This window comes from Microvirga sp. BSC39, from assembly GCF_000739015.1.
In the GTDB taxonomy this organism is placed as follows: Bacteria; Pseudomonadota; Alphaproteobacteria; order Rhizobiales; family Beijerinckiaceae; genus Microvirga.
In genome coordinates, this window is record NZ_JPUG01000005.1 from 1 (window position 1) to 22,215 (window position 22,215).

At 64.7% G+C, this 22,215-nt stretch carries 23 protein-coding genes; 13 read left to right on the forward strand and 10 right to left on the reverse strand.

The features are described 5' to 3' along the window. The 8 genes from MA07_RS00505 to MA07_RS00540 form a co-directional block, all read right to left on the reverse strand. Positions 1-244: IS5 family transposase (locus MA07_RS00505; RefSeq protein ID WP_036345597.1), on the reverse strand; the 244-nt coding region annotated here is incomplete at its 3' end. 97 nt (positions 245-341) lie between these two features. After that, entirely contained in the window at positions 342-1,598 is a 1,257-nt protein-coding gene (glp, locus tag MA07_RS00510) for a gephyrin-like molybdotransferase Glp (protein ID WP_036345600.1), read from the reverse strand. Further along, positions 1,595-2,071, reverse strand: coding sequence for a cyclic pyranopterin monophosphate synthase MoaC (gene moaC / locus MA07_RS00515; RefSeq protein WP_036345602.1), 477 nt, complete (start codon positions 2,069-2,071; stop codon positions 1,595-1,597). The genes glp and moaC overlap by 4 nt, the downstream gene beginning before the upstream one ends. Continuing rightward, positions 2,068-2,871 carry an indole-3-glycerol phosphate synthase TrpC gene (gene trpC / locus MA07_RS00520; protein ID WP_036345605.1) on the reverse strand — a complete coding sequence of 268 codons (804 nt, stop codon included), beginning with the start codon at positions 2,869-2,871 and terminating at the stop codon, positions 2,068-2,070. The genes moaC and trpC overlap by 4 nt, the downstream gene beginning before the upstream one ends. Positions 2,872-2,882: 11 nt before the next feature. Further along, positions 2,883-3,896 carry an anthranilate phosphoribosyltransferase gene (gene trpD / locus MA07_RS00525; RefSeq protein WP_036345607.1) on the reverse strand — a complete coding sequence of 338 codons (1,014 nt, stop codon included), beginning with the start codon at positions 3,894-3,896 and terminating at the stop codon, positions 2,883-2,885. Positions 3,897-3,900: 4 nt separating this feature from the next. Continuing rightward, positions 3,901-4,530: an aminodeoxychorismate/anthranilate synthase component II gene (locus MA07_RS00530; RefSeq protein WP_036345609.1), complete on the reverse strand. Its 630-nt coding sequence runs from the start codon at positions 4,528-4,530 to the stop codon at positions 3,901-3,903. Positions 4,531-4,587: 57 nt separating this feature from the next. Next, entirely contained in the window at positions 4,588-6,108 is a 1,521-nt protein-coding gene (gene trpE, locus MA07_RS00535) for an anthranilate synthase component I (RefSeq protein WP_036345611.1), read from the reverse strand. A gap of 3 nt (positions 6,109-6,111) precedes the next feature. Continuing rightward, positions 6,112-8,007, reverse strand: a complete 1,896-nt coding sequence (locus MA07_RS00540) for a SurA N-terminal domain-containing protein (RefSeq protein WP_036345613.1) — start codon at positions 8,005-8,007, stop codon at positions 6,112-6,114. A 136-nt stretch (positions 8,008-8,143) separates the two neighbouring features. Between MA07_RS00540 and tpiA the strand changes: the two genes are divergently transcribed. The 5 genes from tpiA to MA07_RS00565 all read left to right on the forward strand — a co-directional run bounded on the left by tpiA (position 8,144) and on the right by MA07_RS00565 (position 12,555). Then, on the forward strand, positions 8,144-8,911 hold the full coding sequence (tpiA, locus tag MA07_RS00545) for a triose-phosphate isomerase (RefSeq protein WP_036345614.1): 768 nt from the start codon (positions 8,144-8,146) through the stop codon (positions 8,909-8,911). A 120-nt stretch (positions 8,912-9,031) separates the two neighbouring features. Next, a complete protein-coding gene (gene secG / locus MA07_RS00550) occupies positions 9,032-9,436 on the forward strand; it encodes a preprotein translocase subunit SecG (protein ID WP_036345616.1) in 405 nt (134 codons plus the stop codon). Between the two features lie 105 nt (positions 9,437-9,541). Further along, entirely contained in the window at positions 9,542-11,170 is a 1,629-nt protein-coding gene (locus MA07_RS00555) for a CTP synthase (RefSeq protein ID WP_036345618.1), read from the forward strand. 57 nt (positions 11,171-11,227) lie between these two features. After that, a complete protein-coding gene (locus tag MA07_RS00560) occupies positions 11,228-12,094 on the forward strand; it encodes a VOC family protein (protein WP_244445111.1) in 867 nt (288 codons plus the stop codon). Between the two features lie 59 nt (positions 12,095-12,153). Beyond that, complete coding sequence (locus MA07_RS00565; protein WP_036345620.1) at positions 12,154-12,555, forward strand: DUF350 domain-containing protein; 402 nt, start codon at positions 12,154-12,156, stop codon at positions 12,553-12,555. A gap of 36 nt (positions 12,556-12,591) precedes the next feature. Here the strand turns inward: MA07_RS00565 and MA07_RS00570 are convergent, their stop codons facing one another. Further along, complete coding sequence (locus MA07_RS00570; protein ID WP_081928686.1) at positions 12,592-12,861, reverse strand: transcriptional regulator; 270 nt, start codon at positions 12,859-12,861, stop codon at positions 12,592-12,594. A 225-nt stretch (positions 12,862-13,086) separates the two neighbouring features. Here MA07_RS00570 and kdsA point away from each other — a divergent pair, with 225 nt between their 5' ends. Further along, on the forward strand, positions 13,087-13,935 hold the full coding sequence (gene kdsA / locus MA07_RS00575; RefSeq protein WP_036345625.1) for a 3-deoxy-8-phosphooctulonate synthase: 849 nt from the start codon (positions 13,087-13,089) through the stop codon (positions 13,933-13,935). Between the two features lie 117 nt (positions 13,936-14,052). Beyond that, positions 14,053-15,222: an MFS transporter gene (locus MA07_RS00580; RefSeq protein ID WP_036345626.1), complete on the forward strand. Its 1,170-nt coding sequence runs from the start codon at positions 14,053-14,055 to the stop codon at positions 15,220-15,222. Here MA07_RS00580 and queF read toward each other — a convergent pair. Then, positions 15,207-15,656, reverse strand: a complete 450-nt coding sequence (gene queF / locus MA07_RS00585) for a preQ(1) synthase (protein ID WP_036345627.1) — start codon at positions 15,654-15,656, stop codon at positions 15,207-15,209. The two genes, MA07_RS00580 and queF, sit on opposite strands and share 16 nt — an antisense overlap. A gap of 146 nt (positions 15,657-15,802) precedes the next feature. Between queF and eno the strand changes: the two genes are divergently transcribed. The 6 genes from eno (at position 15,803) to MA07_RS00615 (ending at position 22,212) form a co-directional block, all read left to right on the forward strand. Then, on the forward strand, positions 15,803-17,086 hold the full coding sequence (gene eno, locus MA07_RS00590; RefSeq protein WP_036345629.1) for a phosphopyruvate hydratase: 1,284 nt from the start codon (positions 15,803-15,805) through the stop codon (positions 17,084-17,086). 221 nt (positions 17,087-17,307) lie between these two features. Beyond that, positions 17,308-17,622: a septum formation initiator family protein gene (locus MA07_RS00595; protein WP_036345630.1), complete on the forward strand. Its 315-nt coding sequence runs from the start codon at positions 17,308-17,310 to the stop codon at positions 17,620-17,622. Positions 17,623-17,794: 172 nt separating this feature from the next. Next, entirely contained in the window at positions 17,795-18,856 is a 1,062-nt protein-coding gene (pdhA, locus tag MA07_RS00600) for a pyruvate dehydrogenase (acetyl-transferring) E1 component subunit alpha (protein WP_036345632.1), read from the forward strand. A gap of 147 nt (positions 18,857-19,003) precedes the next feature. Then, positions 19,004-20,449, forward strand: a complete 1,446-nt coding sequence (locus MA07_RS00605; protein ID WP_036345633.1) for a pyruvate dehydrogenase complex E1 component subunit beta — start codon at positions 19,004-19,006, stop codon at positions 20,447-20,449. A gap of 4 nt (positions 20,450-20,453) precedes the next feature. Next, complete coding sequence (locus tag MA07_RS00610) at positions 20,454-20,750, forward strand: DUF5076 domain-containing protein (RefSeq protein WP_036345636.1); 297 nt, start codon at positions 20,454-20,456, stop codon at positions 20,748-20,750. A 28-nt stretch (positions 20,751-20,778) separates the two neighbouring features. Then, complete coding sequence (locus MA07_RS00615; RefSeq protein ID WP_036345639.1) at positions 20,779-22,212, forward strand: pyruvate dehydrogenase complex dihydrolipoamide acetyltransferase; 1,434 nt, start codon at positions 20,779-20,781, stop codon at positions 22,210-22,212. Positions 22,213-22,215: the final 3 nt, after the last annotated feature.

The window sequence follows — 22,215 nt, forward strand, 5'->3', positions numbered from 1 at the left end:
CGCAGCAGCCGGCGTTGAGCCAGCGCTGGGTCTGCTGGTAGACCTCAGCCCAGGGCGGCAGGTCGTTGGGCATCCAGCGCCAGGGCGCTCCCGTCTTGATGATGTAGCGAAGGCCGTTGAACACCTCACGCAAGGAGTGTTCACGCTGACCTGCCTCTTCAGGCAAAAGCGTCAGATAGGGCGCCACCAGCGCCCATTCTTCATCGGAGACATCGGAGGGGTAAGGCTTGCGAGGTGAGGTCATCTCACCCCAACGGCAATGACCTCAAGCCGGGTCCATAACAGTCTCTAGGCCTTCCGAGGGCACAAGATCCACCAAATCGACGCTTAGGGGTGGAGACTCAACAGAGCCGTCCAAGCCGGATAATGCGGCACGGCTCCCCAGCCATAGCTGCCGGTGCATGAGGCGGCCGGACCAGCAGGGCGTCGGATCGCTCCAGAATGCTCAGCATGGATGAATCCTGCAGCAGATGCGGTGTCGCAACGGGCAGCATCAGCCGCACCGGGCCTTGAGCGAGGCTCAAGGGCACATCCCGAAGCGCAAGCGATGCACGCATATAATCCTGCCGCTCCTTGTTGGGCGGCAAATCCGCTCCCAGGATGGCGTCCTCCGCCGGATCCTCCGCGGCTCGCTGGTCGCCTAGCAGAGCACGGATTGCTGGTACGAGGAACAGAACGGCGCAGACGAGGGATGACACGGGATTGCCCGGGAGGCCCAGGAGCAAGGTCGATCCCAGGCGTCCGTGCATCAGGGGCTTGCCAGGTCGCAAGGCCACACGCCAGAAGCCGAGATCCATGCCCTGGCGGCTCAGGGCCTTCTGCACGAGATCATGCTCGCCTACCGAGGCTCCGCCAAGCGTCACAAGGATGTCGGCCTGGGCGTCCCGCGCTGCTCTGATGTGCTCCTCGAGCGACTGAAGACTGTCGCGAGCAATTCCGAGATCGATGGCCTCCGCCCCAGCCTTTTCCACCATCATGATCGCGGCCGGGAGGCTCGAGGCGGTGATCTGGTCGGGGCCGACGGGCTCGCCCGCCCGCACCAGCTCGTCGCCGGTCGCAAGAATGGCAACTTTGGGCTTGCGGTGGACGGGCAGCGTTCCGTAGCCCATCGCGGCCGCAAGGGCGATATGGCGGGAATCGAGGCGCAGACCTGCCTGCAGAAGGATGTCGCCGGCACCGAAGTCCAAACCCACCCGGCGGATATGGCGACTGGGCTGGGCTGCCTCCTTCACCACCACCTGGTCTCCAGAGCGCTCCGTATCCTCCTGCAGCACCACTGCGTCGGCACCGTCCGGCACGGGAGCGCCCGTAAAAATCCGAACGGCCTCCATCGGGCCGACAGCTCCCGTGAAGCGAGCTCCGGCGGCGCTCGTGCCGATCACCTGGAGGTTTACAGGAACCTGGGCGCAATCGGCACTACGCACCGCATAGCCGTCCATGGCAGAGGCCGGGAAGGGTGGCTGATCCCGCAGGGCGCTGAGATCCTCGGCGAGGGTGCGCCCGGCGCAGGAGGCGAGGGGGACATGCTCGGTTTCGAGCGGTTTGCCTACACTCGCCAATACCCGCGACAGGGCATCCTCGACCGAAATCAGGCTCATGGCGCCTCGTAATCTCCCGATCGTCCGCCGCTCTTGCGGCGCAGGCGGATGTTCCCGATTCGCATGCCCTTATCGGCGGCTTTCACCATGTCGTAGATCGTCAGGCAGGCAACGGAGACCGCCGTCAGAGCCTCCATCTCGACGCCGGTCTGGCCAGACACCTTCACCTCCGCGCTCACCCGCACGCCGGGAAGGCTCTCGTCGAGAGTGCAATCCACCTTCACTTTCGAAATCAGGAGAGGGTGGCAGAGGGGAATGAGCTCGTGCGTGCGCTTGGAGGCCATGATACCGGCAAGCCGCGCGGTCCCCAGCACGTCGCCCTTCTTGGCATCGCCCTGGCGGATCAGGGCCACCGTCTCGGGCAGCATGATCACGCAACCCTCTGCGATTGCAGTGCGGCTCGTAACGTCCTTGTCCGAGACGTCGACCATGTTGGCCTCGCCAGCCGCATCGAGATGCGTGAGCTTCGTCATGCGGCTTTCTCGCCGAACAGGAGCCTGCGGGTGGCGGCCGCTACATCCGGCTGCCGCATCAGGCTCTCGCCCACCAGATAGGTGCGGATGTCGACCTTCGTCAGGCGCTCGATATCCTGGAGCGTGAAGATGCCGCTCTCGCCCACGACGATGCGGTTGGACGGGATCAGGGGTGCCAGTTCCTCGCTGGCCCCGAGCGAAACCTCGAAGGTGCGCAGGCTCCGGTTGTTGATGCCGACCAGCTTCGTGCCGAGGGGCAGGGCGCGCTCCAGCTCCGCCCGGTCATGCACCTCGACCAGCACATCCATGCCGAGATCATGGGCGGTGCCGATCAGGGTGCGGGCCTCATCGTCGGTGACGCTCGCCATGATCACGAGGATGCAGTCGGCGCCCCAGGCGCGGGCCTCGTAGACCTGATAGGGCTCGAACAGGAAGTCCTTGCGAAGGGCCGGGAGGCCGGAAGCGTCTCGCGCTTGGGCCAGGTATTCGGGCTTGCCCTGGAAGGAGGGCTCGTCGGTGAGCACGGACAGGCAGGTGGCGCCGCCCTCGGCATAGGCGCGGGCGAGGCTTGGCGGGTCGAAATCGGCGCGGATCAGACCCTTGGAAGGACTTGCCTTCTTCACCTCGGCGATCAGCGCAGGCCGTCCCTCGGCAAGATGGCGCTCGATGGCCTTGGCAAAGCCGCGCGGCGGCGAGGCCTCACGGGCCCGGCGCTCGATCTCGGCCTGGGGCACGGCGGCCTTCGCGGCTGCGATCTCCCGGCGCTTATAGGCTTCAATCCGACTGAGAACGTCGCTCATGGCTCGCCCGCTCAACCGTTGGAGATTTGGACGAGGCGCTCGAGGGTAGCCCTGGAGGCGCCACTGTCGAGAGCCCGCGAGGCGCGCTCAAGACCATCGCGCAGGTTGGCAGCCTCATCGGCCACCACAAGAGAGGCGGCGGCGTTGAGCAGAGCGACGTCGCGATAAGGCGTGCGGGCGCCATCGAGAACAGCGCGGAGCTGGGATGCATTGTGCTCCGGATCACCGCCGCGCAGATCATCCAGGGATGCGGTCGGCAGGCCGACTTCCTCTGGCGTGACGGTGAAGCGGCGGATCGCGCCGTTCTCCAGCGCCACCACGAAGGTCGGGCCCGTGGTGGTCATCTCGTCGAGCCCGTCGGAGCCGTGCACGGTCCAGACCTTGTGTGAGCCGAGCTCCTTCAGAACCTGGGTGAGAGGCTCAAGCCAAGCCTCCGAGAAAACACCGAGAAGCTGGCGCTTGGCACCGGCCGGGTTGGCGAGAGGGCCAAGCAGATTGAAGATCGTGCGCGTGCCAAGCTCCACGCGCGTCGGCGCCACGTGGCGCATGGCGGCGTGGTGGGTCTGCGCGAACATGAAGCAGAGCTTGGTCTCGGACAGGCAACGCTCAAGGCCTTCGGGGGCGAGCCCGAGCTTCACGCCAAGCGCCGAGAGCACGTCTGCCGTGCCCGACTTGGACGAGGCTGCCCGGTTGCCGTGCTTGGCAACGGGAACGCCGCAGGAGGCCACGATGATCGAGGCCAGCGTCGAGATGTTATAGCTGCCCTTGTGGTCGCCACCGGTGCCGACGATGTCGACGGCGTTCTCGGGGGCAGTGACCCGCAGCATGCGTCCGCGCATGGCGGTCACGGCGCCGATGATCTCATCGAGCGCTTCTCCCCGAACCCTCAGGGCCATGAGGAAGGCGCCGCCTTGCGCCGGCGTCACCTCGCCGGAGAGCAGGTCGTCGAAGGCATCCCGTGCCTCGTCCCGCGTCAGCGACGCGCCGGTGGCCACCTTGGCGAGGTAGGATTTAAAGGATTCCATCGGTTCACTGTCCTGCTGGCGCGGCAGTGCCGCCGGTCGCGCGGTGCTTGGCGTTCCAATCCGCCGCGAGTTCGAAGAAATTGCGCATGATCGTCACCCCATGCTCCGACAGGATGCTCTCGGGGTGGAACTGCACGCCGTGGACCGGCAAGGAGCGATGGGACAGGCCCATCACGAGGCCGTCTGCCGTCTCTGCCGTGACGAGGAGGTCGTCCGGGCAGGTCTCCCGATCCACGATAAGGGAGTGATAGCGGGTGGCCTTGAAGGGGCCGTTGATGCCTCGGAACACCGCCTGCCCGTTATGCTCCACTTCCGACACCTTGCCGTGCATCGGCAGCGGTGCCCGCGAGACGGTGCCGCCGAAGACCTGTCCGATGGTCTGAAGACCCAAACACACGCCGAAGGTCGGGATCTCGGACGAGGCGCGCGTCACGAGATCGAGGCAAACCCCCGCCTCGTTCGGAGTGCAGGGCCCGGGAGACAGCACGATGGCATCCGGCCGATGGCTGAGCACCTCGTCGGCCGTGATGGCGTCGTTGCGCACCACGTCGACGGACGTGGCGAGAGGACCGAGCAGATGCACCAGATTCCAGGTGAAGCTGTCGTAATTGTCGATGACGAGAACGCGGGTCATGGCGCGCCGACGTTCGCGTATGCGACGCCCCCGGTCAAGGGACGCATTGGGCGGAGCTCATTGCCCGACCCTCGCCTGGCTGGCGAAGCGCACGGCTTCTTCGGCGGCCCGGAACAAGGCTTTCGACTTGTTGATGCATTCCTGCTGCTCGGAGGCCGGATCGGAGTCATAGACGATGCCGGCGCCCGCCTGGACGGCCATGCGGCCATCCTTCACCACGGCCGTGCGAAGCACGATGCAGGTGTCCATCTCGCCGTTGGCGCCGAAATAGCCGATGCAGCCGGCATAGGGGCCGCGCTTGTCCTTTTCCAGCTCGTCGATGATCTGCATGGCGCGCACCTTCGGCGCGCCGGAGACCGTGCCGGCCGGGAAGCCGGCGATGAGCGCATCGAGGGCGTCGAAGCTCGGGTCGAGGCGACCTTCCACGTTCGACACGATGTGCATCACTTGGCTGTAATATTCGAGGAAGAAGGAATCCGTGACCTGCACGGAGCCCATCTCGGCAACGCGACCCACATCGTTGCGGCCGAGATCGAGCAGCATCAGGTGCTCGGCGCGCTCCTTCTGGTCGGCCAGCAGGCTCTCCGCATGGGCTTGATCCTCGGCGGCCGTGGCTCCGCGCGGACGGGTGCCGGCGATAGGGCGGATCGTGACCTTGCCGTCGCGGACCCGCACCAGGATCTCCGGGCTTGAGCAGACGATCTGAAAATCCTCGAAATCCAGGTAGCACAGGAACGGCGCCGGATTGACCCGGCGCAAGGAACGGTAGAGCGCGAAGGCGGGGAGCGGGAAGGCCGACTCGAATCGCTGGGACAGCACCACCTGGAAGATGTCGCCGGCGCGGATGTAGTCCTTCGCCCTGACCACCATGGCCTCGAATTCTTCCGGCGTGGTGTTGGAAACCGGCGGCTCGAAGGGAATGTGCGTCGGGTCGGTGCGGTCGTCCATAGGCAGCGGACGCTCCAGCGCCGCCGTCACCTCGTCGAGGCGCGTCAGCGCCGTTTCATAAGCGGCTTTCGCGGAGGTGCCCGACTGAGGGCGCACAGGCGTGATCAGCGAGATCTCGTCCCGCACCCCATCGAACACCACCATCACGGTGGGGCGGATCAGGATGGCGTCCGGCACTTTCAGCACATCCGGGTTTGGCTCGGGAAGACGCTCCATGAGCCGGACCATGTCGTAGCCCAGATAGCCGAAGAGCCCGGCCGCCATGGGCGGCAGGTCGTCGGAGAGGGGCAGGGCGCTTTCCCTGATCAGAGCCCGCAGGCTTTCCAGAGGCGGACGCTCCTCCACCCGGAACTCCTGCATCCGGCTCAGCGCCTGACGGTCGATGGACGCGACGCCGTCCTGGCAGCGCCAGACGAGATCCGGATCGAGCCCGATCATGGAAAAGCGGCCGCGGGTTGCGCCGCCTTCGACCGATTCCAGCAGGAAGGCCGAGCCCTTGCGCCCGTGCCGCAGCTTCAGGAAGGCTGCGACCGGGGTCAGCAGATCGCCCACAAGGGTAGCGCGCAGGACGCCCGCCTCGCCGGCTTCATAGGCCGCGGCGAACGTGTCAAAGTCGGGCGTGAGCGTCATGACTTACAGTTCGCCGCCCGTGGCCTGACGCAACGCCTGCTGGTTGATGGTGACGCCGAGATCCTGCCGGACCTGGGCGATGTACTGGTTGATCAGGTCGTCGCTGGTAGCGGTGCGAAGCTGGTTCTCGGTGTTCTGTGCCTGCTGGGTGGAGGTGACCAGGGGCGGCACCGTGGCGGAGGTGACCTTGAACACGGCCCGTGCATCCGGTCCGTTGGCTGCATGGCCCGCCTTGCCGACAGGAACGGCGAAGATGCGGTTCACCGCCTCGGCGGTCAGATCGTCCTTGGCGGCATTTCGGGCAAGGTCAGTGGCGGTTTTCACCGTCGTGCCGGCCTCCTGGGCCACGGCCTCGATGGCCTCGCCCTTCTCCAGGCGCTCCGTCAGCCCGCGTGCTCTCTCGGTTAGACGCTGGGCGATCTGGTCCTCGCGCCATTGGGCCGCGACCTGATCGCGGACTTCGTCGAGGGCCTTCTCGCGAGAGGCCTCGATGCCGGTCACGTCATACCAGACATAGCCGGTGCCTGTGCCCAGGGCCTCGTTATCGACGCCGATGTCCGACGCGAAGGCTGCCTTCACGACGGCATCCTTCGCAGGAATGTCGACCGGGTTGCCGGCCTTGTCGAGGCCGTTGGCGTCGACCGCCGGAGCTTGAACCAGGGTCAGGCCCTTCTCCTTGGCAATGTCCGTCAGAGGCTTGGCGCCGGCGCGCAGATCCTCGATCTGGTCATGGATCCGCTCGATCTGCCCCTGGGCCCGCTCCGTTGCGACCTCCTGCCGGAGTTCCGCGGCGACCTCTTCGAACGGCCGCACGGCTTCGGGCTGGATCTGCGTCACCCTCAGGAGCACGGGGCCGAAGCGGCCCGCGACCGGAGCGCTTGCCGCACCCTGCTCCAGGCTGAAGGCGGCGTCCGCCACAGCCTGATCGAGCATCTCGGCCTTGGTGAAAGTGCCGAGTTCCAGATCCTGTGGGGAGACGTTGCGTTCCGCCGCGATGGACTCGAAAGTTGCGCCTTCCTTGATCTTGGTGGCGGCGGCCTCGGCTTCGCCCTGTGATGGGAAGGTGATCTGCTGGATCGTCCGACGCTCGGGGCTGCCGTATTTCGCCTTCTGCTGCTCGTAGCGTGCGCGGGCATCCGCCTCCGACACAGCATCGGGCTTGGCCAGGGCGGCGGCATCGAGGGCCATCGCCGTCACGGCGCGGTACTCAGGAGCCCGGAACGTGCTTTTGCGCTCGTTGAAAAAGCTCTGGAGCTGTTCAGCCGTGGGAGCCGGGATATCGCCCGCCATCGCGGCCGTCAGGAGAAGGTAGGCGCTCGCGCGGCGCTCGCTGGCGTAGCGATGCAGAGCCTCCTTGGCGGCCAAGGGCACATTGATATCCCCGGCGATGGCCTCGGCGAGGTGGAGGCGCGCCATGGCGGAGCGCTGCTCCTGCACGAAGCCGGCTTCCGAGAGATTGATGTTGCGAAGCGCCTGATCGAAGAGGGCCCGGTTGAACTGGCCGTCCGCCCCCTTGAAGGCAGGATTGTTGACGATCGAGGCGGCCACGAGCTGGTCGGAGACCGACAGCCCCATGTCCCTGGCCTTCTCGGCCAGCACGGCATCGGTCACAAGGTTGTTGATCACCTGCTGGTCGAGGCCGAAGGCACGGGCCTGCTCGGGGCTGATGACCGTCCGGAACTGGCGTCCGAGCCGCTGCAGTTCGTTGGTATAGGCATTGCGCGTCTGGTCGACCGTGATGGTAGTGTTGCCGACCTCGGCCACCGTGGAAGCGGGCGTTGCACGGAAGATGTCGCCGATGCCCCAGATGGCGAAGCTGAGGATGAGAGCGCCGAAAAAGATGGTGGCGATGACTTTGCCGACGATTGTCTGCCCAGCCTTGCGCATGTTCCGAAGCATCGTGAACCCGTTTCCCAAAAACTCGTTAATCCTGCCGATAAACGATCAGGGGCTCCACGAAAAGGGCAAGTCTGGTTGAAAGAGGGTCTAAGCCTCTGCTAGTGCCAAGTTATCAAGCGCGACAGGAGTGCCTTACATGAGCGTCGATAGGCCGCGCCCGCTGGTTGCGGGCAACTGGAAGATGAACGGGTTGAGGACCTCGGCCAGAGTGCTGGAGGAGATCCACGCGGGCTATACACCGGGCCTCAAGGCCAAGGTCGAGCTGGCAGTCTGCCCGCCCGCCACCCTGATCGGTCATTGCGCGCAGCTCTCGGTCGGCTCCCGGGTCGCGATCGGCGGGCAGGATTGCCATGCCAAGGAATCGGGCGCCTTCACCGGAGATCTGTCGGCCGAGATGCTGGCCGATGCCGGTGCGACTTACGTGATCGTCGGTCATTCGGAGCGCCGCCAGTATCACAGAGAAAAGGACCAGGATGTCTGCGCCAAGGCAGTGGCGGCACACCGGGCCGGCCTCACGGCCATTGTTTGCGTCGGTGAAACCCGGGAAGAGCGCGAGGCCGGCAAAGCCCTCGCGGTGGTCAAGAAGCAGTTGCGCGGCTCGATCCCGGTCGATTCGAACAGCCAGAACCTTGTCGTCGCTTACGAGCCCGTCTGGGCCATCGGCACGGGCCTGACACCGACGGCTGCCGACGTGGCAGAGGTCCATGCCGCCGTCCGTGACGAGCTGCGCCGACTCGTGGGCAAAGCGGATGCGCCCAGGGTCCGCATCCTTTATGGCGGCTCCGTGAAGCCCTCCAATGCTGCCGAGCTGATGGCGGTGGAGAACGTCAACGGCGCCCTGGTCGGCGGGGCCAGCCTCGTGGCGGCCGATTTCCTGGGCATTGCAGGGGCTTATCTGGGGTAAGTGCGAAAAGGCGGGTTGCGGGCCTTTGATCCTGAGCCCACCTATGCTACAGGCCGCCGCAACGAACGGATTGCGAGCGGCTGTCGCCCTGTGCGCAGCCGCTTGAGGTTTTTGAAAACGATGCAAACAGTTCTCATCATCATCCACCTGATCATCGTGCTCGCCCTGATCGGCGTGGTTCTCCTGCAGCGCTCCGAGGGCGGCGGCATGGGTCTCGGCGGTGGCGGCGGTGGCGGCGGTGTGTCTGGTTTCATGACCGGCCGCGGCCAGGCCAATGCGCTCACCCGTGCGACGGCGATTCTGGCAGGCTTGTTCTTCGTGACGAGCATTGCGCTCACCGTCATGGCGACCTCGACTCGGGCTCCGCGCTCGATTCTCGACGGCGCCGCGCCGGCGGCTCCGGGCCAGCAGGCTCCGGCCGGGCAGGGCGGCGGCAACGTGCTCGAGCAATTGCAGCGTCTCCAGGGCGATCAGCCGGCGGCACCGGGCGCTCCGGCGCCGGCGCCCGCAGCGCCTCAGCAGTAAACGAACCCAGGGCCGGTGCTTCCGGCCCTCTCTTTTTGTGGATGGCTTTCAGGTGGTCCGGTTCGCGATTGCGAATCGGCGCCTGATGTTTATGGATAGGGGTCCATGACGCGGTACGTATTCATCACCGGCGGCGTGGTGTCTTCGCTCGGCAAAGGGCTGGCTTCGGCGGCTCTGGGAGCGCTTCTCCAAGCACGCGGTTACAAGGTCCGGCTTCGCAAGCTCGACCCATATCTCAACGTCGATCCGGGGACGATGAGTCCCTACCAGCACGGCGAGGTCTTCGTGACCGACGACGGCGCTGAGACCGACCTGGATCTCGGCCATTACGAGCGATTCACCGGCGTGCCGGCCACGAAGGCCGACAACATCACGACCGGGCGCATCTACCTCGACATCATCACCAAGGAGCGCCGCGGCGATTATCTCGGCGCGACCATCCAGGTCATTCCGCACGTCACCAACGCTATCAAGGACTTCGTGCTCACCGGCAACGAAGGCTTCGACTTCGTGCTCGTCGAGATCGGCGGCACGGTGGGCGATATCGAGGGTCTGCCGTTCTTCGAGGCCATCCGCCAGCTCGGCAACGATCTGCCGCGAGGCCAGGCGATCTATGTCCACCTGACCCTGCTGCCTTTCATCCCGTCCGCCGGCGAGCTGAAGACCAAGCCGACCCAGCACTCGGTGGCGGAGCTGCGCTCCATCGGCATCCAGCCCGACATCCTCCTGTGCCGCACCGACCGCGAGATTCCGAAGGACGAGCGCCGCAAGCTCGCCCTGTTCTGCAACGTGCGCGAGACCGCCGTCATCGAGGCGCGGGACGCCCGTTCCATCTACGACGTGCCCTTGGCCTATCACGAGGCGGGGCTCGACAGCGAGGTTCTGGCGGCTTTCGGTCTCGACACGGCCAAGACCCCGAACCTGTCCCGGTGGACCACCATCTCCGAGCGCGTCCACAATCCGGAGGGCGAGGTCACCATTGCGGTCGTGGGCAAGTACACCGGCCTTAAGGATGCCTACAAGTCGCTGATCGAGGCGCTTCACCATGGCGGAATCGCCAACCAGGTGAAGGTGAATCTCGAGTGGATCGAGAGCGAGGTCTTCGAGAGCGAAGATCCAGCCCCCTTCCTTGAGGGCATCCACGGCATCATGGTGCCCGGCGGCTTCGGACAGCGCGGCGCCGAGGGCAAGATCCGGGCGGCCCGCTTCGCCCGCGAGCGCAAGGTGCCGTATTTCGGCATCTGCTTCGGGATGCAGATGGCCGTCATCGAGGCGGCCCGCTCTCTGGCGGGCATCCAGGACGCCAGCTCCACGGAGTTCGGCCCCACCGCCCAGCCGGTCGTCGGCCTCATGACCGAGTGGCTGCGCGGCAACGAGCTCGAAAAGCGCACGGCCAGCGGCGATCTGGGCGGCACCATGCGGCTCGGCGCCTATCAGGCCTCTCTCAAGCCGGGCAGCAAGGTGGCGGAGATCTATGGCGGCACGGAAATCTCCGAGCGCCACCGGCACCGCTACGAAGTGAACATGTCCTATCGCGACCAGCTCGAGACGAAGGGGCTGCGCTTCTCGGGCGTCTCGCCGGACGGAATCCTGCCCGAGATCGTCGAGTACGAGGACCATCCCTGGTTCATCGGCGTGCAGTACCACCCCGAGCTGAAGTCGCGCCCGTTCGAGCCGCACCCGCTCTTCAAGAGCTTCATCCACGCGGCCGTGGAGCAAAGCCGGCTGGTTTGATGTTAACCTGAACCGTCGCGCCCGAACGTCTCACGGGCGCGACCAGCAGGAAAGAGCATGATGACCCGCCGGATCGACCACCTCGTTGTTGCCGTCCAGGACCTTGATCAAGCCGGACTTTTCTATCAGCGCCTGGGATTTCAGGTCGGTTCCCGCAACCGGCACCCCTGGGGCACCGCGAACCGGATCATTCAGTTCCCCGGCTCCTTCATCGAGCTGATTACCGTAGGCGAAGGCGCCGCCATCGCGCCCCACCGGGCGAGCGCCTTCAGCTTCGGCGCCTTCGTGCAGGATTACCTGCAGGCCCGCGAGGGCCTGGCCATGCTGGTCCTCGACAGTCAGGACGCCAAGGCCGATGCTGCTCTTTTCTCAGAGAATGGGATCGGCTCCTTCGAACCCTTCCACTTCGAGCGTGCCGGACGCCGGCCGGACGGCAGCGAGACCAGGGTCGCCTTCACGTTGGCTTTCACATCGGCGGAACGCTCTCCCAAGGCAGGCTTCTTCGTCTGTCAGCAGCACTATCCTGAAAATTTCTGGAACCCGGAGTTCCAGCGCCACGACAATCAGGCGACCCGGATCTCGTCCGTCACCCTGGCGGCTCCCGAGCCGGAGCAGCTTCGTGGTTTTCTCAATGCATTTACGGGCGTGCAGCCCGGAAGCCCGGATGGGGACGATCTGTCATTCCGCCTGGACGGGAGCCACATCGACGTGCTGACGCCCGACGATGCCGCGGACATATACGGTTCAATTGAGGCCGAGCTCGATCAGCCGTCCTTCGTGGCCTTCGCCATCCGGGTCGAGGACATTCAGCGGCAGGCGAGATGGCTCGACGCGGCGGAGATTCCGTATCAGCACATCGGCAGCAGGCTCATCGTTCCGGCCAGTGCCGCCTCCGGCGTCGCAATCGCGTTCGAGCCAACGTAATGTTAACCATGTTCCCTTAATCGGTTGAAAGGTAACCAACCGGTGGGGAACTTAAACCCGTGGCTAATTCTCTCGCGGGCTTGCCCGATTTCCTGATCTTCTTCGTGCTCGCCGTCGCTCTGGTGGGGCTTTATCTCGCCATCTACACGCTTGCGACCATGCACAACGAGTTCGCCCTGATCCGCGAGAACGTAATCTCCGCGGCGACAGCACTGGGCTTCAGCCTCGTCGGATTCGCCCTGCCGCTTGCAAGCGCGATCGTTCATGCGCAGACCATCGTCGATTGCCTGGTCTGGGGTCTTGTTGCCCTGTCTGTGCAGATCGTCGTTTATTGGCTCGTGCGGATCGTCATGCCCAACCTCTCGCAGCGCATCGCCGCCGGCGAAATGGCCGCGGCCCTGTTCCTTGGCGCCTCATCGCTGTCGGCCGGGATCATCAACGCCGCCGCAATGACGTTCTAAGGTTCAGCGAGACCGCTCGTGGGGAGGGCCTGTTGCTCAGGCTTCCATCTCCACGAGTCGGGCGAACTGCAGGACTTCGGCCCGCATGGAGGGCGGTACCAGCATCGGGTTCCTGTGACGGACCGCGTAAAGCATCGCGATCCGCTCGATGGCCCTGAGATAGAGATCCGGAATCTCGGCTTCGCCCCACTCGAAGGCCTGATAATCCCGCAGGTTCATGTCGATCTCGTGCGCCATCCTGCTCTGGGTGAAGCCAAGGGCTGTTCGGATCGCAACGAGTTCCTGCATCTTTCCTTGTTCTGACATCAAAGCGCCTCCCAAGCGCCATCGGGTAAATTTTCTCAAGTAAGTGCAGTGACTTCAATACTCTTAGCCAATTAACCTAAGGGAAGGTTACCGATTGTGATGCTGAGGGTAAAAATCGGTGTTTCCGGGTCGAATCGCCATTGTCTCCCCGTGCAACCTCCGCGCTCGGTCGCCTATGGCACATCGCCGCTTTGCCTTTCGGAGCAAAAAGGCTAGTGACAGCCCATGACCGATACCAAACAGCCCCAGAACGCCGTCCAGATCGGCTCCGTCCGCTTCGGAAACCACCTGCCGCTGAGCATCATCGCCGGGCCCTGCGCCATGGAAAGCCGCGACCACGCGCTGGAAATGGCCGCTGCCCTCAGTGAGATGGCCGGGAGGCTCGGCTTGGGGCTTGTCTACAAGTCCTCCTTCGACAAGGCGAACCGGACCTCGATTTCCAGCGCCCGCGGCATCGGGATCGACAAGGCCCTCGCCATCTTCGCCGAGGTCAAGGAGCGATATGGTCTGCCTGTGCTCACCGACGTGCATGAGAACGATCAATGCGCCGCCGTTGCGGAGGTTGTCGATGTTCTCCAGATTCCGGCCTTCCTCTGCCGTCAGACGGATCTCCTGATCGCCGCGGCCAAGACCGGCCGGGTGGTCAACGTGAAGAAGGGCCAGTTCTTGGCTCCGTGGGACATGGCGAATGCCGCCGAGAAGGTGAAGGCGGCGGGCAACCCGAACGTCATGCTCACCGAGCGCGGCGCATCCTTTGGCTACAACACCCTTGTGTCCGACATGCGCAGCCTGCCGATCATGGCCGAGACGGGCGCTCCGGTGATCTTCGATGCCACGCATTCCGTGCAGCAGCCCGGCGGCAAGGGTGCAACCTCGGGCGGTCAGCGGGAATACGTCCCGGTTCTCTCCCGCGCAGCCGTTGCGGTGGGCGTTGCCGGTGTCTTCATCGAGACCCACCAGGATCCGGACAAGGCGCCGTCCGACGGCCCCAACATGGTGCCGCTCAAGGAACTCGAGGCGCTGCTCGCCCAGCTCAAGGCCTTCGACGCGCTGGCGAAGAACCGGCAGGCTTGAGGTCTGATCCGTTCCATGTGCCATGGCGAGGGCAGGTCTGCGTTCCTGCCGCTCGCCTAACTGCGCAGGCGTGATAGGAAGCAAAGGCTTTCTCCACGGTTCCTTCGCCAGGCACTCATGTCGCCCCGCAATCTGATCCTTATTCTCGCCACCAGCGGCTTTGCCAGCACCTTCTCCGGCCGTGCCGTCGAGCCGATGGTTGGGGTCATCGCACGGGACCTGAGCTCCACGCCGCAGACCATCGCGCTCCTCTCGGCCGCCTTCGCGCTGCCTTATGCCTTCATCCAGCCTATCCTGGGGCCGGTCGGTGACGCCCTCGGCAAGGAGCGGGTGATGAAGGTGGCACTTACGGTGCTCTTCCTAGCCCTGGCCTGCTCGATCTTCGCGCCCGATCCTTCGACACTCTTCACCCTTCGCATCATCGCCGGTGCTGCTGCCGGGGGATCCATTCCGCTTTCACTGGCGCTGATCGGCGACCGGGTGGAGCTGGCGCAGCGACAGGTGGCCTTGAGCCGCTACATGGTCGCCGTCATCATCGGCCAACTGGCTGGGTCGTCCCTTGCTGGGCTCCTCGCCGAATTGATCGGCTGGCGCGGCGTTTTCACGCTCTCTACCCTCATGGTGGCTTTGGCCCTTGCCGCCACTGTCGCGGGTTTCAGGGGGGCGCTACCGGGCGGACAGTTCGATCTAAGGAGCGCACTCCTGCGCTACCGGGGTATCCTCTCCAACCCGCGCGCGCTCACCCTGTTTAGCCTAGTTTTCATTGAGGCCATCGCCATCTTCGGCATCTTCCCCTATGTGGCGCCGCTGCTCGAAGAGCGGGGCGGGGGCGGGGCTGCTGAGGCGGGCTTTGCCCTTGGCGGATTCGCCATTGGCGGACTCGTGTTTTCCGTGCTCATAGGCTGGATGCTGAAGCGGCTCGGCATCGGGCGCATTCTCGTGGGCGGCGGTTTTTCCGCAGGCGTCGCTCTGGCCCTGCTTGGACTGGGCGGAGACTGGAAGCTCGACGCCGCCGCCATGCTCTTCCTGGGGCTCGGCTTCTACATGCTGCACAACACCTTCCAGGCCCAGGTGACCGAGGTGGCGCCGGGCGCCCGCGCCTCGGCCGTGGCGCTTCATGCGTTCTCGTTCTTCTGCGGTCAGGCGCTCGGCGTCGTGCTGATGGGCTTCGGCCTGCGCACCATCGGGCTGACCGGGACGACATCCGTTGCCGCCCTGATCATCCTCGGCGTTGGCTTCACCGCCTCCTTCGTCCTGACGCGGCCGGCCGCTCAGCGGGCCCGATAAGGGGCCACGCCCTGGTCGGGCAGCCAGAGGTTCTTCGGCAACTCCCCGGTCTGCCAGAACACGTCGATGGGAATGCCGCCGCGCGGATACCAGTAGCCGCCGATGCGCAGATACCGGGGCTCGAGCAGGTCGGCGAGGCGCTTGCCGATGGCCACGGTGCAATCCTCATGGAAGGCGCCATGGTTGCGGAAGCTGTGCATGTAGAGCTTCAGCGACTTGGACTCGACCAGCCAGGGGCCTGGCGCGTAGTCGATTACGATAATCGCGAAGTCCGGCTGGCCCGTCACCGGGCAGAGCGAGGTGAATTCCGGCACGGTGAACCGCGCCAGGTAGTCGGTATCGGGGTGCGGGTTGGGCACCCGGTCGAGCTGTGCCGCTTCGGCGGAATCGGGGAGGGCGCTCGACTGCCCGAGCTGAAGGGTATTGTCTGTCACGCTATTTCACCTTGGATCAATGACTTGAGGGCTCTTGCCGTCCTTGCCCGTCTGCTCATTTCGGTCAATAAGCCAACCCATGACTTGAGGCCGCACCCGCTCCCCGGGATGCGCCGGCCGCACTTCAGCCAGCAGGAGCCTGCTTTATGACAGCGATCATCGACGTTTTCGCCCGCCAGATCCTCGACAGCCGAGGCAACCCCACCGTCGAGGTGGATGTCACCCTGGAAGACGGCTCCATGGGCCGCGCCGCCGTGCCCTCAGGTGCCTCGACCGGTGCTCATGAGGCGGTGGAGCTGCGCGACGGCGACAAGAAGGTCTATCTCGGCAAAGGCGTGCTCAAGGCCATCGATGCGGTCAACAATGAAATCCTGGACGCCATCGGCGGCATGGACGCCGAAGAGCAGGTCGCCATCGACGAGACGATGATCGAGCTCGACGGCACCCCGAACAAGGCCCGCCTCGGCGCCAATGCCATCCTGGGCGTCTCGCTGGCGGTCGCCAAGGCTGCAGCGGAAGCTTCGACCTTGCCCCTTTACCGTTACGTGGGCGGTACGCAGGCTCGCGTTCTTCCCGTGCCGATGATGAACATCATCAATGGCGGCGCGCATGCGGACAACCCCATCGACTTCCAGGAATTCATGGTCATGCCGGTCGGCGCGCCGACCCTGGCGGAGGCCGTGCGCATGGGCGCCGAGGTGTTCCACACCCTCAAGAGGGCCCTGAAGGATGCCGGGCACAACACCAATGTGGGCGACGAGGGCGGCTTCGCCCCGAACCTGCCCTCCGCGGAAGCCGCCCTCGACTTCATCATGAAGTCCATTGAGCAGGCCGGCTACAAGCCGGGCACCGACATGGTGATCGGCCTCGACTGCGCCGCCACCGAGTTCTTCAAGAGCGGCGCCTACCATTATGAAGGCACCGGCCAGAAGCTCTCCCCGCAGCAGCAGGCCGAATACCTCGCGAAGCTCGTCTCCGCCTATCCCATCGCCACCATCGAGGACGGCATGTCCGAGGACGATTGGGAGGGCTGGAAGGCCGTGACCGACCTGATCGGCAACAAGTGCCAGCTCGTGGGCGACGATCTCTTCGTCACCAACGTGAACCGCCTCTCGCAGGGCATCAAGCAGGGCGTTGCCAACTCGCTCCTGGTGAAGGTGAATCAGATCGGCTCGCTCACCGAGACCCTGGCGGCCGTCGACATGGCCCACCGCGCCGGCTACACCGCCGTCATGTCCCACCGCTCCGGCGAGACGGAGGATTCCACCATCGCGGACCTTGCGGTGGCCACGAATTGCGGACAGATCAAGACCGGCTCGCTGGCCCGATCGGACAGACTGGCGAAGTACAACCAGCTCATCCGCATCGAGGAGGAGCTGGGCTCCCAGGCGCAGTACGCAGGACGTGCGGCGCTCAAGGCGCTGGCCTGATTTCGCGTTGTAACGGTAAGTCGATGAAGCCGCCTTAGGGCGGCTTTTTCTTCGCTATTCTCGCCCGTCATGGCCGGGCTCGTCCCGGCCATCTACGTCTTGGGCCGGGTTGAAGACGTGGATCCCCGGAACAAGTCCGGGGATGACGGCGACGGTCGGTGGGATAACGAGTGTGCAACCTCTAACACCTCCTTAACCATGATGCTGTAAGACTCAGTCCCATGGTAATCCGCAGACGCGCACGACGATTCCTCATCCCGCTGGTGCTTTATAGCATTTCAGCGGCTGTGGCCGGTTACTTCGTGCACCACGCCCATAGCGGTGCGCGCGGCATCGAGGCCCGCCAGAAATATGAAGCTCAGGTGGCTGAACTTTCCAGCGAGCTGACGGGTTTGAAAACTCAGCGTTCCGATTGGGAGCGCCGCATCGCCCTGCTGCGCAGCGATCAGATCGACCGGGATCTCCTCGAAGAACGAGCACGCGTAATGTTAGGACGTGTGCATAAGAACGATCTCGTCATCATCACAGGCCCATGATTAAGCATAGCCCGAAAGTTCTGCTTAACTGAAATTAAGTTAATTTTAAATTCCTTGTATTGCTCAATAGCTTGCGCGTTTCATTGTGCAATGCAAAACGGCTTTTAGCCCACTCGATTTCCCCTTCCGTCTGCGCTACAACTTTCGTCGAGGAAACCCTTCGGAGGACCCGATGGCTGTTGCTGCCCGCAAGGCGGGCCGTGCTGGTGCAGGCGCGGCTAACAAGACCACTTCCACAAAAGGCTCCACACGCGGAGCCGCGTTCAATTCCCCACAATTCGACAAGAACCAGGACCTGTCCGCCTATAACGAGATGCTTCTGATCCGGCGCTTCGAGGAGAAGTCCGGCCAGATGTACGGCATGGGCCTGATCGGCGGTTTCTGCCATCTTTATATCGGCCAGGAAGCTGTCGTCGTCGGCATGCAGATGGCGACGAAAGAGGGCGACCAGGTGATCACCGGCTATCGGGATCACGGTCACATGCTGGCCTGCGGCATGGACGCGAAGGGCGTCATGGCCGAGTTGACGGGACGCCGCGGCGGACTGTCGAAAGGCAAGGGCGGCTCCATGCACATGTTCTCCAAGGAGAAGCATTTCTATGGCGGCCACGGCATCGTCGGCGCGCAGGTGTCGCTCGGCACCGGCATCGCCTTCGCCAATCATTACCGTGAGAACGGCAATGTCTGCCTGACCTATTTCGGCGACGGCGCGGCCAATCAGGGCCAGGTCTACGAGAGCTTCAACATGGCGCAGCTCTGGAAGCTGCCCGTGGTCTACGTGATCGAGAACAACCGCTACGCTATGGGCACGTCGGTGAGCCGCGCCTCGGCTCAGACCGACTTTTCCAAGCGCGGCGTGTCCTTCGGCATCCCGGGCGAGCAGGTGGACGGCATGGACATCCGCGCGGTCTACGCCGCCGGCCAGCGCGCCATCGAGCACGCCCGTTCCGGCAAGGGGCCGTACATCCTCGAGATGCAGACCTACCGCTACCGCGGTCACTCCATGTCCGATCCGGCGAAGTACCGCACGAAGGACGAGGTGACCCGCATGCGCGAGGAGCACGACCCGATCGAGCAGGTGCGCCGCCGTCTCCTGGAGAGCTGGAAGCTGTCCGAGGACGAGCTGAAGGCCATCGACAGCCGGGTGCGCGAGATCGTCAACGAGGCGGCTGAGTTCGCCACGCATGATCCGGAGCCCGATCCGTCCGAGCTCTACACGGACATCCTTCTCTAGAGCATGGGTCAGAAAAGTGGGAACCGGTTTTCTGATCAGCCCATGCTCCATCAAACAAATGGCTTCGATCATCTGATCGAAGCTTAGGCGGCGCGCTCGCGCCGCTCCCCACATCTCGCCGCTGCGACAATCGAAACAGGTCTTTTAATGGCGATCGATATTCTCATGCCTGCCCTCTCGCCCACCATGGAGCAGGGCAAACTGGCCAAGTGGCTGAAAAAAGAGGGCGATCAGGTCAAGCCCGGCGACGTGCTGGCCGAGATCGAGACCGATAAGGCGACCATGGAGGTCGAGGCCATCGACGAGGGCGTCCTGGCCAAGATCCTGGTCTCCGACGGCACCGACAATGTGGCCGTGAACACCCCCATCGCGATCCTCGCGGGCGAGGGTGAGGACGTATCGGCAGCCGCCTCTTCAGCAAAGGCTCCAGCCGCTTCGGCACCGGAGGCCCAGCCCGCACCGACGCCCGACATGCAGGCCGAAGGGCTGACGGACCGCCCGGCTCCGGCAGAGCGTCCGCAGCAGACGGATCTCTCGACCCCGGCGGCTCCGTCGGTGATCACGAACCGCAGCAGCTATAATGCCATGGCGGAAATCCCTGAGGGCACCGAGCTAGTCAACATGACCGTGCGCGAGGCGCTTCGCGACGCCATGGCCGAGGAGATGCGCAAGGACGGCTCCGTTTTCGTCATGGGCGAAGAGGTGGCCGAATACCAGGGCGCCTACAAGGTCACGCAGGGCCTGCTGCAGGAATTCGGCGCCAAGCGCGTCATCGACACCCCGATCACCGAGCACGGCTTTGCCGGCGTCGGCGTCGGCGCGGCTTTCACCGGGCTTCGTCCCATCGTCGAGTTCATGACCTTCAACTTCGCCATGCAGGCGATCGACCACATCATCAACTCGGCGGCCAAGACCCTCTACATGTCCGGCGGCCAGCTCGGCGCTCCCATCGTGTTCCGCGGCCCCAACGGCGCTGCGGCCCGCGTGGGCGCTCAGCACAGCCACGATTACTCGGCATGGTACTCCAACGTGCCGGGTCTCAAGGTCGTCTCTCCCTACACGGCCGCCGACGCGAAGGGCCTTCTCAAGAGCGCCATCCGCGATCCGAACCCGATCATCTTCCTGGAGAACGAGATCCTCTACGGTCAGTCCTTCCCGGTGCCGAAGCTCGACGACTTCACGGTGCCGATCGGCAAGGCGCGCATTCATCGCGAGGGAAAGGACGTAACCATCGTGTCCTTCTCCATCGGCATGACCTATGCGCTCAAGGCGGCTCAGGAACTGGAGAAGGAAGGCATCGACGCGGAGGTCATCGATCTTCGGACGCTCCGTCCGATGGACACCGACACCATCGTCGCCTCGGTCATGAAGACGGGCCGCTGCGTCACGGTGGAAGAGGGCTTCCCGCAATCGGGCATCGGCGCCGAAATCGCCATGCGCATCATGGAGAATGCGTTCGACTACCTCGACGCCCCCGTGGCCCGCGTGACCGGCAAGGACGTGCCCATGCCGTACGCGGCCAACCTCGAGAAGCTCGCGCTGCCGAACGTGGCCGAAGTGGTGCAGGCGGCGAAGGCCGTTTGCTACAGGTGAGCTCATGACTGAACGGAAATTCGAGGCCCTCAACGTTCCGCCTGACGTCCTCGAAAAGGGCGGCGTCGAGATCCTGAGGGCTTCGGTGGTCGATGGCGAGGTGAGCATCGCGCTTCGCCGCGCCTTCGACGATCCGTTCACCTGGGGCGTGCTCCTGGTGGACCTCGCCCGTCACGCTGCGCGCGTCTATGCCATGGAAACGGAGTTCTCCGAGGAGGAGGCTCTGGCCGAGATCGCAGCCGGCATTCAGGCCGAGCTGGACGATCCGAGCGATCCCGGCTCGACGCAGGCGATCAACTAAACCTTTCAAGTCAGGATCCATAAACGCCATGCCCATCAATATCCTGATGCCCGCCCTGTCTCCCACCATGGAAAAGGGCAACCTTGCCAAGTGGCTGAAGAAGGAAGGCGACACGGTGAAATCCGGCGACGTCATCGCTGAGATCGAGACCGACAAGGCCACCATGGAAGTGGAAGCGGTGGATGAAGGCATCCTCGCCAAGATCGTGGTGCCCGAGGGAACGGCTGATGTTCCCGTCAACCAGCTCATCGCGCTGATCGCCGGCGAAGGCGAGGATCCGAAGAGCGTCACGGCTCCCGCATCCGGCGGCGGTGCCGCAGCGCCTGCCCCCAAGGCGGAAGCCGCTCCGGCTCCGGCGGCTCCTGCAGCTGCGCCCCAGCCGCAGGCCAACACCATTCAGGGCGATCCCAACGCCCATATGTCCTACGCCCGCGTCGATCAGGCTCCCGAAGGTCCTGCAACGGCCGCAAAGCCCAACGGGGCAGGGCAGCCGCAGGCATCCGGCAACCGCGTCTTCGCCTCGCCGCTTGCCAAGCGCATCGCCCGCGAAGCCGGGATCGATATCGGATCGGTTCAGGGCTCCGGTCCCCATGGCCGCATCGTCGAGAAAGATGTGCGCGCGGCGCTCCAGGGCGGCGGCACGAAGCCTGCTTCGGCTCCTGCCGCCGCAGCAGCTCCCGCACCGGCTGCCAAGCCGGCAGCGCCCCAGCTCGCCCAGAGCATGGGCGCCGATCAGGTGAAAGCCATGTTCGAGGCCGGCACCTATGAGGAAGTACCTCTCGACGGCATGCGCAAGACTATCGCCAAGCGCCTCGTCGAATCGAAGCAGACGGTGCCGCACTTCTACCTATCGCTGGATTGCGAGCTCGATGCGCTCATGGCCCTGCGCGAGCAGATCAACGCGGCCGCCGGCAAGGACAAGGACGGCAAGCCGGCCTACAAGCTCTCGGTCAACGACTTCGTCATCAAGGCACTGGCCATCGCGCTCCAGCGTGTGCCCGCCGCCAACGCGGTCTGGGCCGAGGACCGCATCCTGAAGATGAAGCATTCGGATGTGGGCGTGGCGGTTGCCATCGAGGGCGGCCTGTTCACGCCGGTGGTGCGCAAGGCTGAACAGAAGACGCTCACGGCCATTTCGGCCGAGGTCAAGGACATGGCAGGCCGCGCGCGCACCCGCCGCCTCAAGCCGGAGGAATACCAGGGCGGCTCCACGGCCGTCTCCAACCTCGGCATGTTCGGCATCAAGAACTTCCAGGCGGTCATCAATCCGCCCCAGGGCACGATTCTGGCGGTCGGCGCCGGCGAGAGCCGGGTTGTGGTGAAGAACGGCGCTCCCGCCGTGGTGCAGGCCATGACGGTGACGCTCTCCTGCGATCACCGGGTCGTGGATGGCGCTCTCGGCGCGGAACTGCTGGCGGCCTTCAAGCAGCTCATCGAGAGCCCGATGGGGATGCTGGTTTAATTG